Origin of the sequence: Sphingomonas hankookensis (genome assembly GCF_028551275.1) — a bacterium.
Taxonomy (GTDB): Bacteria; Pseudomonadota; Alphaproteobacteria; order Sphingomonadales; family Sphingomonadaceae; genus Sphingomonas; species Sphingomonas hankookensis_A.
This window is the reverse complement of the sequence record NZ_CP117025.1, coordinates 3,502,804-3,515,035: the sequence shown is the minus strand read 5'-3', so window position 1 is coordinate 3,515,035 and position 12,232 is coordinate 3,502,804. Positions and strand designations below refer to the sequence as shown.

Below are 12,232 nucleotides of genomic sequence, written 5' to 3'. Positions count from 1 at the left end.
CGGAAAGCTTTGGCGCTTGCCGCGTTAAGATGGCGCGGACTAGCAGCGGCAGGACCGCGATTCAACGGGTCGACCCGCCCGGCGAAACAGATGGCCGCCGCAGCGTTTGTATCCGCGCCCGATCGGTCCTATGTCCGATCGACGGAAGGAAGTGAAGGCATGTTGGTTTTTGTCGTCCTGCTCGCGATGGTGGCGGCGTTTCTGGCGATGCGGCTCTATGCCGTGTTGGGCAAGCGCACCGGCCATGAACCCCTGCCGCGCCCGGCCGAGGAACGCATCGGCACGCCGCCGGCCGCCCGCCCGATCGAGGTGACGCCGGAGGCGCGCGTGCTGGGTCCGCGCCATGTCGAAAGCGGTGCCGAACCCGGCCTGCGCGCGCTGATCGCGGCCGATCCTAGCTTCGACGTCGCGCAGTTCATCGAAGGGGCCAAGTCCGCCTATCGCATGATCCTCGAGGCTTTCTGGAAAGACGACGAGGCGACGCTGGAATGGCTGACCGAACGCGACGTGCGCGAAGCCTTCGGACAGGCGATCGCCGAGCGTAACGCCGCCGGCCAGACGCTCGACAACCGCCTCGTCTCGATCGAGCGCGCGGTCGTGACCGAGGCATCGGTCGAGGGCGGGGTCGCCCGCGTCGCGGTCCGTTTTGATGCCGATATCGCCGCGGTCACCCGCGATGCCGATGGCAACATGATCGCCGGCTCGCTGTCGGACGCGGTCGAGACGCATGACGTGTGGACGTTCCTGCGGGTGCTCAAGAGCAGTGACCCGAACTGGAAGCTTGCCGACACCGACGAAGCCTGATCGCGATGCGCACAGGGGGGATGGCGGCATTCGCTGCGCTGCTGCTGGCCGGCTGTTCGAACGCGATCGTGCCGCGCGGGGCGGAGAGCGTGGCGTCGCGGCCCGCGCCGGGTCGGGTCGATCCGTCGCCCGGCACGCCGACCCGGCCGCTACCGGTGCGCCAGCCGACCGCGTCGGTACCCCTGCCGCCAATCACCGGGGTCGGCACCGTCGATGGCGCGACGACCGCGCTGGCGGCCGGTGTCGTCGCCGGACCGCCGGTCGCCGACCTGCCGATTGCCGAAGATGTCGCTGCCCGCGCGGTGGCCGCCTTCCGGATCAGCTGCGCCTCGGTCGTGCGCCGCGCCGACCCGACCGGCCTGACCCGCCCGGTCGACTGGCAGCCGGCATGCGACGCGGCGCGCGGCGTTCCCTCGGGCGGTGCGCGCGCCTTTTTCGCGCGCTGGTTCGAAACCGCGCAGGTCGGCGACGGCAAGGCCTTCGCCACCGGCTATTACGAACCCGAAATCCATGGATCGCGTACCCGGCGCAGCGGCTATGAAACGCCGATCTACGGCGTGCCGGGCGATCTGGTCGAGGTCGACCTCGGCCTGTTCTCGCCCGATCTGAAGGGCAAGCGCATTCGCGGGCGGGTCGATGGCACCGCCTTCGTTCCCTATTTCGACCGGACCGCGATCGAGCAAGGCGCCTTGGCCGGACGCGGGCTGGAGATCGCGTGGGCGGCCGATCCGGTCGAGATGTTCTTCCTGCAGGTACAAGGATCGGGCCGGTTGCGGCTGCCCGATGGCGGCGTCATGCGCATTGGCTATGCCGGGCAGAATGGCCGGGAATATACCGGCATCGGCAAGTTGATGCGCGACCGCGGGCTGGTCCAGCTGGGGCAGGCGTCGATGCAGGGGCTGATGGCATGGCTGCGCGCCAATCCCGAACAGGGCCGCGCGATCATGCGCGAGAACAAGAGCTTCGTCTTCTTCCGCGAACTGACCGGGCCGGGGCCGCTGGGCGCCATGGGCCTGCCCGTCACCGGCAATGCCAGCGTCGCGGCGGACATACGCTTCGTGCCCTTGGGCGCGCCGGTCTTCCTGTCGATGGACCGCACCGACGCCAGCGGGTTGTGGGTGGCGCAGGATACCGGCGGCGCGATCAAAGGCACGAACCGCTTCGACACCTTCTGGGGTGCGGGCGACGAAGCGCGGGCGATCGCCGGCGGCATGAGCGCGCGCGGCACCGCCTTCCTCCTGTTGCCGATCGGCACCGTCGCACGGATCGCGGGTGGCCGGGCGACGCCTTGATCCGGGCGAGGCGGCGCTATGGGCGCGGGTGGTCGCGGCGGTAAAGCCGCTCCACGCCGCCCGCGCGAGGCCCTCCGCGCCGCCGCCGCTCGAACGGCTGGAGAAGCATGGCGTGCCGGCGCCCAAGCCGGTCCGCGCCTGCGCCTGCGTCCCCCCGCCGGCCCCGGCCAAGGCGCGCATCCCCGGACCGACGCTCGACGCAGGGTGGGACCGGAAGCTCGCGCGCGGGCTGGTCAGCCCCGATTCGACGCTCGACCTGCACGGCCATACGCTGGCATCGGCGCATGCGCTGCTCGACCAGGGGCTGGCGCGCGCGATCCAGCGCGGCGACCGGGTGCTGCTGCTGGTGACCGGCAAGCCGCCCCGCGCCGAATCGGAACGCCCGCATGCGCGCGGCGCGATCCGGGCGGCGGTGCACGACTGGATCATCGCCGGTCCCTATGCCGACCGGGTGGCATCGATCCGCGGCGCGCATATCCGCCATGGCGGGCAGGGGGCGCTGTACCTGATCCTGCGCCGGCCGGGGCGTCGCCCCGACTGACCGGTCCGACCGGTCAGAAGGTGTTGCGGTGGACCAGCACCCGGACGGTCAGCACGAGGATCGCGGCATCGCGCCAGAACGACCATTTGGAGATATATTCGAGGTCCGCCTGCAACCGCTGGGTCAGGTCGGTCGTCTCGGTCGTCGCGCCCCGGAAACCGCGGACCTGCGCCAGGCCGGTGATGCCGGGCTTGAGCGCATGGCGGTGCCAATAGCGTTCGTCGATATCCCAGAACAGCTTGTCCCCGGCCAGCGAGCCGAGCGCGTGCGGACGCGGCCCGACGATGCTCATGTCGCCCAGCAGCACGTTGAACAACTGCGGCAGCTCGTCGATGCTCGTCCGCCGAATGAAATAGCCGACCCGGGTGATGCGGTCGTCGTCGCGGCTGGCCGATTTCTTGCCGTCGGGGTCGCTCTGCTCGACTTTCATCGACCGGAATTTCAGGATGTAGAAGAATTCGTTGCCCTGTCCGACGCGGCGCTGGCGGAACAGTACCGGGCCCTTGCTGTCCAGCTTGATCGCGATGGCGATCAGGATGATGCCCGGCAGCAGCGCGATCAGGGCCGGCACGCAGATGGCAAGGTCGAACAGCCGCTTCGCCAGCGCCTTGCGCAAGGGCAGCGGCCCGACCGCGACCGTCAGCGCCGGCAGGTCGCCGACGTTCGACACGCCGAACGCGCCATAGGATTCGAGGTCGTTGACGACGATCTCGCCACGGACGTTCACGCCCTTCAGCATCATCGCCCAGTTATTGCGATCCTCCGGCCGGCACGCGATCGCGACCCGTTCGCATCCCCGGATCAGCAGGCCGAAGGCATTGAGCATCGCCGGATCGCGCAGGTTCGGACGCAGCCCGCGCGCACGGGCGTCGAACACCTGGAACCCGTCGGGCGGGGTGATCGGCATGCCGTCGACGATCAGCAACTGGGTCAGCAGCCGGTCGCGCAAATGGGTCGCGGTATAGACGACCACGATCTGGCGCAGGACCGACAGCAGGATCAGCCCGGTCGCCATCGCGATCACCAGCAATCCGCGCGGCAGCGTCTGGTCCAGCCGCAGGAAGTACGACATCAGGAACAGCGTGCCATAGGTGAACAGCAGCGACCGGACGGCCGGGCCGGTATCGATCATGAACGTCCGCGACGGCTTGAACGAGAATGCCCCGCCGTTGAACGCGATCGCGACATAGACCGCGCTCGCCACGAAGAAGACGCCGACCAGCGACGGGTCGTAGCGATACCAGATGCAGGGAACGGCGAAACCGATCCCGATCGACAACAGGTCGAGGATCAGCAGGATGCCGAATACCCGCAAGCGAAGGGCGTGCGGGGTACTCCAGAAGCCTTGCTGCGCTGCAGCATCGTCCGGCGAAACGATCATGTCGGTCGGTGTAGAGTTCACCGGATTCGCACCCCTTGGACGGTTGTGACCACGTACCGGCCCATTGACCGAAATCCGTTATGCAAAAGTGACTAAATGAAAAGCCTGATTTCAACCATTGCCGGAAACCCGCGCCAAATGGAAGCTTTGGAAGGACAAGCCGCCGTCGGACCGCTTGGGAAACCCCGGACCCGATCATCCTGCACCCGGGACGCTTCGTCCCGCGCTTGACCTGTTCCACAAAAACAGGGCTTGTCATTCCCGTGGAAACAAGGTGAGGCAATTTTCATGTTGCCCTGCCGCAAAACAACGTTGCCGGGCAGGAACGGACGTATGGAGGCCAGGAAATGCGCATCGCGGTAATTGGAACGGGCTATGTCGGTCTGGTGTCGGGGGCGTGCTTCTCCGATTTCGGGCACCATGTCGTGTGCGTCGACAAGGATGCGAGCAAGATCGACGCGCTTCATGCCGGCCGCATTCCGATCTTCGAACCGGGCCTCGACGCGCTGGTCGCCTCCAACGTCGCGGCCGGCCGGCTCGAATTCACCACCGACCTTGCCGAAGGGGTGAAGGGCGCGCAGGCGATCTTCATCGCGGTCGGCACCCCGTCGCGCCGGGGCGACGGTCATGCCGATCTCGGCTATGTCTATGCCGCAGCGGAAGAAATCGCGCAGGCGATCACCGACTTCACGGTCGTCGTGACCAAGTCGACCGTGCCGGTCGGCACCGGCGACGAAGTCGAGCGCATCCTTGCCAAGCATAATCCCGAGGGCAATTTCGCGGTCGTCTCCAACCCCGAATTCCTGCGCGAAGGCGCCGCGATCGACGATTTCAAGCGTCCCGACCGCGTCGTCGTCGGCGGCGATGACGAGCGGGCGATGGCGGTGATGCGCGAAATCTACCGTCCGCTCAGCCTGAACCGTGCGCCGGTGATCGAAATGGCCCGCCGCGCGGCCGAACTGACGAAATATGCGGGCAATGCGTTCCTCGCCACCAAGATCACCTTCATCAACGAGATCGCCGACCTGTGCGAGAAGGTCGGCGCCGATGTGCAGGACGTCGCGCGCGGCATCGGCCTCGACAACCGTATCGGTGCCAAGTTCCTGCACGCTGGCCCCGGCTATGGCGGGTCGTGCTTCCCCAAGGACACGCTGGCCCTGCTCAAGACCAGCCAGGATTTCGAAGCGCCGCAGCGCATCGTCGAGGCGGTCGTGGCGGTCAACGACAACCGCAAGCGCGCGATGGGCCGAAAGGTCATCACCGCGATGGGCGAGGATGTCCGTGGCAAGACCGTCGCGGTGCTGGGCCTGACCTTCAAGCCGAACACCGACGACATGCGCGACAGCCCGGCGATCGCGGTGATCCAGACGTTGCAGGACGCGGGTGCGACCATCCGCGCTTATGACCCGGAAGGCATGGAACATGCCGCCAAGCTGGTCGACAACGTCACCTTCTGCGACGGGGTGTATCAGGCGATCGAGGGATCGGACGCGCTGGTCATCGTCACCGAATGGGACGCGTTCCGCGCGCTGGACCTGCCGCGGGTGAAGTCGCTGCTGTCGCAGCCGATCCTGGTCGACCTGCGCAACATCTATCCGCGGGACGTGGTGGAGGCTGCCGGCTTCTCCTACACCGCCGTGGGCCGCTGATCCGATGGCCGGTCCCGTCCTCGTCACCGGCGCCGCCGGTTTCATCGGTCACGCGACCGCGCACCGCCTGCTGGAGCGGGGCGAGACGGTGATCGGCGTCGACATCGTCAACGACTATTACGACCCGTCGCTCAAGGAAGCGCGCCTGTCGACCTTCAACGGCCGGCGGGAGTTCAGCTTCCACCGCGCCGACATCGCCGATACCGAGGCGATGGCGAAGCTGGTGCGCGACAATGGCGTGACCCGCGTCGTCCATCTCGCGGCACAGGCGGGGGTGCGCTACAGCATCGACAACCCGATGGCCTATGAACGGTCGAACCTCGCCGGGCATCTGTCGATCATGGAGGCGTGCCGCCACGCACCGGGGTTCGAGCATCTGGTCTATGCCTCGTCCAGCTCGGTCTATGGCGACAAGCCGATGGGCGGGCAGGGGTTCAGCGAGGACGAACCCTCGGTCGATCCGGTCTCGCTCTATGCCGCGACCAAGCGTGCGTGCGAGCTGATGAGCCAGTCCTATGCGAAGCTCTACGGCTTTCCGCAGACAGGCCTGCGCTTCTTCACCGTCTATGGCCCGTGGGGCCGGCCGGACATGGCCTATTTCTCGTTCACCAACCGCATCATGGCGGGGGAATCGATCGAGGTGTACGGCGAAGGCAAGATGGCGCGCGACTTCACCTATATCGACGATATCGTCACCGGCATCCTCGGCGCGCTCGACCATCCGCCGGAACAGGGCGGGCACCGCGTGCTGAACATCGGCGACAGCCATCCGGTCGGGCTGATGGAGATGATCTCGACGCTGGAAAACGCCATCGGGCGGGAAGCGGTCAAGATCATGAAGCCGATGCAGCCGGGCGACGTAACCGCGACCTATGCCGATGTGTCGAAGCTGCGCGAGCTGACCGGCTATCAGCCCAAGGTGATGCTGGCCGAAGGGTTGCAGCGCTTCGCCGACTGGTATCGGGACTATTATCGGGTCGGTTGAGCCGGAGCGGCTATAGCTGGACGGAGTGGTGCGTTGGCGCTTGGAGCTGACGAGTTGAAAGCCACCCGTTCGTGCTGAGCAGGGGCTGAGCGCAGTCGAAGACCCGTATCGAAGCACTTGCCGCAAACGGTCCTTCGATACGTCCCTTCGACAAGCTCAGTGACTACTCAGGACGAACGGGTAGGCCTGAAAGCTCATATCTGGCGCAGCGCCCCCTTCGCGATATCGGCATAGATGGCGGTCAGCAGCCGCAGATCGTCGACCGCGACCGCTTCGTCGACCTTGTGCATCGTCGCGTTGAGCAGGCCGAATTCGACGGTGGGGGCCAGGCGGGACAGGAACCGGGCGTCGGACGTGCCGCCGGTCGTCGACAATTCGGGCGTGCGACCGGTGTGCCGCCGGATCGCATCGGCGATCAGCGTCGAGAACGCGCCCGGCGGGGTCAGGAACGCCTCGCCCGACACGCGACCGGTCACCACCGCTTCGGGCGCATGGGCATAGACGATGGCGCGGACCCGCTCGATCAGCGCGTCGCCGCGATGCAGGTCGTTGAAGCGGATCGACAGCCGCGCCTGGGCATGGCCGGGAATGACGTTGGTCGCCGGATTGCCGACGGCGATGTCGGTCACCTCGATGTTCGACGGCTGGAACCAGTCGTTGCCGGTGTCGAGCACCACCGCCTCGATCGCCGCCAGCGCCGCGACCAGCTTCGGGATCGGATTGTCGGCCAGGTGCGGATAGGCGACATGGCCCTGCCGCCCGGGCACGTCGATCCAGAGATTGACCGATCCGCGCCGCCCGATCTTTATCATGTCGCCCAGCAGCGCCTGCGACGTCGGTTCGCCGACGAGGATCAGGTCGGGGGCAAGATCGCGTTCGGTCATCCGGTCGATCAGCGCGCGGGTGCCGAAGATCGCGGGTCCCTCCTCGTCGCCGGTCAGGATCAGGCTGATCGTGCCCAGCCCGGCGGGCAGCGTCGCGGCGGCGGCGATGAACGCGGCGATCGCCCCCTTCATGTCGACCGCGCCGCGCCCATGGATCAGCCCGCCGCGTTCGGCCGGCTCGAACGGCCCGCTGGTCCAGCCCGGCCCCGGCGGCACGACGTCGAGATGCCCGGCAAAGGCGAAATGCCGCCCGCCGTCCCCGCGCACCGCCAGCAGATTCTCGACCGGCCCGTCCGGCGCCTCGCCCGTCACGAACCGTTCGACGGCGAAGCCCAGCGGTGCCAGCATCGCTTCGGCGACGTCGAACACGCTGCCGGTCGCGGGCGTTACGCTGTCGCATGCGAGCAGGGCCTTGGTCAGGGCGACGACATCGGACATCGATTGGCTTTCGAACAGGACGGCAGGACTGCCGCCGCATCGCCCAGCTATGCGCCGGATGCAATGGCGCACGACATTGCGGCAGGGGCGGCGCCCCCCTAGAGCCGTTGGCGATGCGTATCCTGTTCGTGACCCTTGCGGTGTTGCTGATCGTGCCCGGCTGGTCGGGTGCGGAGCGGTTGCCGCTGCTGCGACCGGGACCGGCGCAGGTGACCACGACGCCGGTCGATCTGTTCGCGGGCGATCCGGCACGGCGGCGGCTCGGCGCGCTGACCTATCTGGGCGGGGTCGAACTGCGCAGTCCCGACCCGGTGTTCGGCGGCTTTTCGTCGATGCGGGTCGAGGGCACGCGCTTCACGCTGCTGTCCGACGGCGGCGGCATCGTCCGGCTGACGATGGGCCGCGACTGGCAGGTACGCGACGCGGCGGCGCGCGAACTGCCCGGCGGTCCGGGCACCGGATGGGAAAAGCGCGACCGCGACAGCGAATCGATGGCGGTGCTGCCCGGCGGCGACGTGCTGGTCGGGTTCGAACGCGCCAATGCGCTGTGGCGCTACGATCACGACCTGCGCCGGGTGGTCGGGTCGCGCGCGCCGCGCTCGATGCGCAAATGGTCGGCCAATAGCGGGCCTGAGGCGGTGGCGACCCTGCCCGATGGCAGCGTGGTGGTGTTCAGCGAATCGAACGCGAAGCGCGGGCTGAAGGGCTTTGCCGCGATCCGGTTTAAGGGAAATCCGATCGACCCGGCGGTGCCGTGGTACGGTTTCCGCTATGTGGCGCCGCCCGAATTCGCGGTGACCGACGCACTCGCGCTGCCCGACGGACGGCTGCTGGTGCTGGTCCGCCGCTTCGGCCTGCCCCAGCTGTTCACCGCGCGGCTGCAACTGGTCGAGGCGGGGGCGATCCGCCCCGGCGCGATCGTGACCGGCCGCACCATCTCCGCGTTCGAGGGCGATGCGATCCACGACAATTTCGAAGCGCTGGCCCTTACCCGCGAGAATGGGCGCGATATCCTGTGGGTCGCGTCGGACGATAACCAGGCGTTCTGGCAACGCTCGCTGCTGTTGAAGTTCCGCCTCAAGCTTTGAGCGGGGCAGCGACCGGCCCGACGGCATCTTCGCCGATACCGGGCATCGCACCTGCCGGCAACCGGGCACGCGAAAACCCCGGACGGCGGCGGGCCGTCCGGGGTTTCGAATCATCCGTCGCGAACAGGATCAGGCGGCGGCGGTTGCCGCGGCGGCCTTCTTCTTCACGTCGCGCTTCAGGCGGCGGGCACGCAGCGACAGGTCGTCGTCGCTGGTCTTCAGCAGCCAGTTGTCGAGGCCGCCGACATGCTCGACCGAACGCAGGCCATGGGTCGACACGCGCAGGCGGATCGAGCGCTCCAGCGCTTCCGACATCAGCGTGACGTTCTGCAGGTTCGGCAGGAACGTACGCTTGGTCTTGTTGTTGGCGTGGGAAACATTGTGACCCACCTGCCGGCCCTTGCCGGTCAGCTCGCAGATGCGCGACATGATTTGATCCTGATTCTGTGTCGGGACACATGCCCCGGAAAGACGGCGCGGATAGCGTCGAACGGCCGCCGCGTCAACCGCAAGGGCGCGCGTGCAACCGGTACCGCCGCGACTGCGTTGTTACGGCAACGATTCGGATGATGACAAGATCGGGAGACGATGGATGCGCGGATTTCTGGCATTGCTGGGTGTGGTCGTGCTGTTCGTCGCGGGGCTGATGATCTTTCAGGTGATCGGCATTCCGCAGACGCAGCAGGGGGCGTTGCCCCAGGTCAAGATCGAGGGTGGTCAGGTACCGAAGTTCGACGTCGAGGTCGGCAAGGTGGATGTCGGCACCGTCAACCGCACGGTCGCGGTGCCTACGGTCGACGTGGAAAAGGCCCCGCAGTAACCGCTGGCGGGTAGCGGCCCCGGCTGGCAAGGGGGCCGGCATGTTCGACGCCGCGCCGATGCGCCATGCCCTTGCCGCCGCCCGTGCCGCCGCCGAATCGGGCGAGGTCCCGGTGGGGGCGGTGGTGATGCGGCACGGGCAGGTGATCGCCACCGCCGCCAACGCCCCGCGCACGCTGGCCGACCCCACCGCCCATGCCGAAATCCTCGCGATCCGGGCCGCCGCGCAGGCACTTGGCCGCGACCGGCTGGAGGATTGCGACCTGTGGGTCACGCTGGAGCCGTGCGCGATGTGCGCGGGGGCGATCGCCCATGCCCGGATCGCCCGGCTCTATTATGGCGCGTCCGATCCGAAGGGCGGGGCGGTCGAGCACGGCCCGCGCTTCTTCATCCAGCCGACCTGCCACCACCGGCCCGACATCTATCCCGGCATTGCCGAGGCCGAATCGGCTGCCCTGCTGCGCGCGTTCTTCGCCGGACGACGCGGGGTTTGACCGCGCGGTATACGGACCATATATGGTTCGTATATCGAAAGGACGGCAATGGGTATCGTGAAGATCGACGACGCGCTGCACGAGGAGGTGCGGCGGGCGAGCGGGGTATTGTGCCGCTCGATCAATGCACAGGCCGAATTCTGGATGACGATCGGCATGATCGCCGAGGCCAATCCCGAGCTGTCGTTCAACGACATCATCCGTACGCGCCTCGCCGCCGCACAGGTCGGCGCGGTCGATGCGGTCGCCGCCTGAGATGGTGAAGTCCCCCGCCGAACTCGGCCTGATGCGCGAATCGGGCCGGCTGCTGGCCTCCGTTTTCGAAATGCTCAACCGACAGCCGCTGTCGGGCATGTCGACGCTGGCGATCAACGATCTGGTCGAGCGGTTCATCGTCGACGACCTTGCCGCCCGCCCGGCCAGCAAGGGGCAATATGGCTTTGGCTATGTCCTCAACAGCTCGATCAACGATGTGGTGTGCCGCGGCGTGCCCGATGCGGCGGCGATCGTGCGCGACGGCGATATCGTGAACCTCGACATCACGCTGGAAAAGAACGGCTTCATCGCCGATTCGTCCAAGACCTATATGGTCGGCACCGTTACCCCGCAGGCGCGGCGGGTGGTGCAGGCGGCGCAGGGCGCGATGTGGGCGGGCATCGCACAGGTCCGCCCCGGCGCGCGACTGGGCGATATCGGCGCGGCGATCGAACGCCATGCGAAGAAGCAGGGCTATAGCGTGGTGCGCGAATATTGCGGCCATGGCATCGGCCGCGAGATGCACGAGGAACCCTCGGTCCTGAATTTCGGCCGCCCCGGCACCGGCGCCGTGCTGCAGGAAGCGATGACCTTCACCATCGAACCGATGGTCAATCAGGGGTCGCGCAAGGTCGTGCAGGAGGACGACGACTGGACCGTCGTCACCGCCGACGGAAAGCTGTCGGCACAGTTCGAACACACGGTCGCGGTGACCGCAACGGGGGTGGAAGTGCTGACGCTACGGTCCGACGAGGTGCCGTCGGGTCGCCGCTGATCCGCCATACCCCTGCCTGCGCAGGGGTACGGCGGAACATCGCACATTACCGCAGCTGGTCCTGCTCGATCGGCACGATCTTGATCTCGACGCGGCGGTTTTCGGCGCGGCCTTCCTCGGTCTCGTTCGACGCGATCGGCTGGGTCTCGCCGAAACCGCGCGTGCCGATGCGGGCCGACTGTACCCCGCGTGAGGTCAGATAGGTCGCGACCGATGCGGCGCGACGCTCCGACAGCGTCTGGTTATAGGCGTCCGAACCGGTCGAGTCGGTGTGGCCGTACACGTCGATATAGGTCTGGTTGTAATCGCGCAGCACGTCGGCGACCTGGTCCAGCGTCGCGCGGAACTGCGGCTGCACATTGGCGCTATCATAGGCGAAGGTAATCCCCGCCGGCATGTTGAGCACGAGGTCATCGCCGCGCCGCGTCACTTCGACATCGGTGCCCGCGGTGCGGGCGCGCAGGTCGCGCTCCTGCTTGTCCATGTACGCGCCGATCCCCGCGCCGGCGAGGCCGCCGATGCCGGCACCCAAAATCTTCTCGGTCCGGTCGCGGCGTCCGCCAACGAGATCGCCCAGCAGATAGCCGCCGACCGCACCGCCGATGCCGCCGATCGCCGCGCGCGAGATGCTGCGCTCGCCGGTTTCCGGGTCGGTCACGCACCCGCCGGTCAGCAGCGCCGCCGACAGCGCACCCGCGATCCAGAATTTCGAGCCCTTCGCCATGTCATGTCCTCCAACGTATCCAATTTCGGTCTTGCCCGGAAAAACCGGGCAACGCCGCACTTGTTCCGCATCCGTTTTGAACGGTTCCTGACCGGCCGACGCT

General features: G+C 67.4%; 14 protein-coding genes. 10 read left to right on the top strand and 4 right to left on the bottom strand.

Features of this window, described 5'->3' with window-relative positions:
- Positions 1–162 precede the first annotated feature (162 nt).
- From PPZ50_RS16725 to PPZ50_RS16715, 3 genes are read left to right on the top strand one after another with little or no spacing between them, the layout of a single operon-like run.
- Positions 163–804, top strand: coding sequence for a Tim44/TimA family putative adaptor protein (locus PPZ50_RS16725; RefSeq protein WP_272815842.1), 642 nt, complete (start codon positions 163–165; stop codon positions 802–804).
- 20 nt (positions 805–824) lie between these two features.
- Positions 825–2,096, top strand: coding sequence for a murein transglycosylase A (gene mltA, locus PPZ50_RS16720; RefSeq protein WP_336314563.1), 1,272 nt, complete (start codon positions 825–827; stop codon positions 2,094–2,096).
- Positions 2,077–2,637 (top strand): Smr/MutS family protein, encoded by a 561-nt coding sequence (locus PPZ50_RS16715; RefSeq protein ID WP_272815587.1) that lies wholly within the window; start codon positions 2,077–2,079, stop codon positions 2,635–2,637. The genes mltA and PPZ50_RS16715 overlap by 20 nt, the downstream gene beginning before the upstream one ends.
- 13 nt (positions 2,638–2,650) lie before the next feature.
- On the opposite strand, the gene PPZ50_RS16710 is transcribed toward PPZ50_RS16715, so the two are convergent.
- Positions 2,651–4,039, bottom strand: coding sequence for a sugar transferase (locus PPZ50_RS16710; protein ID WP_272815586.1), 1,389 nt, complete (start codon positions 4,037–4,039; stop codon positions 2,651–2,653).
- A 326-nt stretch (positions 4,040–4,365) separates the two neighbouring features.
- On the opposite strand from PPZ50_RS16710, the gene PPZ50_RS16705 reads away from it, so the two are divergent.
- Positions 4,366–5,667 carry a UDP-glucose dehydrogenase family protein gene (locus PPZ50_RS16705; RefSeq protein ID WP_272815585.1) on the top strand — a complete coding sequence of 434 codons (1,302 nt, stop codon included), beginning with the start codon at positions 4,366–4,368 and terminating at the stop codon, positions 5,665–5,667.
- Between the two features lie 4 nt (positions 5,668–5,671).
- Complete coding sequence (locus PPZ50_RS16700; RefSeq protein ID WP_272815584.1) at positions 5,672–6,652, top strand: SDR family NAD(P)-dependent oxidoreductase; 981 nt, start codon at positions 5,672–5,674, stop codon at positions 6,650–6,652.
- A 194-nt stretch (positions 6,653–6,846) separates the two neighbouring features.
- On the opposite strand, the gene dapE is transcribed toward PPZ50_RS16700, so the two are convergent.
- A complete protein-coding gene (gene dapE / locus PPZ50_RS16695) occupies positions 6,847–7,974 on the bottom strand; it encodes a succinyl-diaminopimelate desuccinylase (protein WP_272815583.1) in 1,128 nt (375 codons plus the stop codon).
- Positions 7,975–8,087: 113 nt separating this feature from the next.
- Between dapE and PPZ50_RS16690 the strand changes: the two genes are divergently transcribed.
- Positions 8,088–9,062: an esterase-like activity of phytase family protein gene (locus tag PPZ50_RS16690; protein ID WP_272815582.1), complete on the top strand. Its 975-nt coding sequence runs from the start codon at positions 8,088–8,090 to the stop codon at positions 9,060–9,062.
- Between the two features lie 129 nt (positions 9,063–9,191).
- Here PPZ50_RS16690 and rpmB read toward each other — a convergent pair whose 3' ends face one another.
- Positions 9,192–9,491 carry a 50S ribosomal protein L28 gene (gene rpmB, locus PPZ50_RS16685; protein WP_066688500.1) on the bottom strand — a complete coding sequence of 100 codons (300 nt, stop codon included), beginning with the start codon at positions 9,489–9,491 and terminating at the stop codon, positions 9,192–9,194.
- 163 nt (positions 9,492–9,654) lie between these two features.
- On the opposite strand from rpmB, the gene PPZ50_RS16680 reads away from it, so the two are divergent.
- The 4 genes from PPZ50_RS16680 to map are packed head-to-tail and all read left to right on the top strand — an operon-like array spanning position 9,655 to position 11,405.
- Entirely contained in the window at positions 9,655–9,882 is a 228-nt protein-coding gene (locus PPZ50_RS16680; RefSeq protein WP_272815581.1) for a hypothetical protein, read from the top strand.
- Between the two features lie 58 nt (positions 9,883–9,940).
- Complete coding sequence (locus PPZ50_RS16675) at positions 9,941–10,375, top strand: nucleoside deaminase (protein ID WP_272815841.1); 435 nt, start codon at positions 9,941–9,943, stop codon at positions 10,373–10,375.
- 48 nt (positions 10,376–10,423) lie between these two features.
- Positions 10,424–10,630 (top strand): ParD-like family protein, encoded by a 207-nt coding sequence (locus tag PPZ50_RS16670; protein ID WP_272815580.1) that lies wholly within the window; start codon positions 10,424–10,426, stop codon positions 10,628–10,630.
- Position 10,631: 1 nt separating this feature from the next.
- Positions 10,632–11,405: a type I methionyl aminopeptidase gene (gene map, locus PPZ50_RS16665; RefSeq protein ID WP_272815840.1), complete on the top strand. Its 774-nt coding sequence runs from the start codon at positions 10,632–10,634 to the stop codon at positions 11,403–11,405.
- A 46-nt stretch (positions 11,406–11,451) separates the two neighbouring features.
- Here the strand turns inward: map and PPZ50_RS16660 are convergent, their stop codons facing one another.
- The gene (locus PPZ50_RS16660; protein ID WP_272815579.1) at positions 11,452–12,129 is read right to left on the bottom strand and encodes an OmpA family protein; all 678 of its coding nucleotides are present in this window, start codon (positions 12,127–12,129) and stop codon (positions 11,452–11,454) included.
- Positions 12,130–12,232 lie beyond the last annotated feature (103 nt).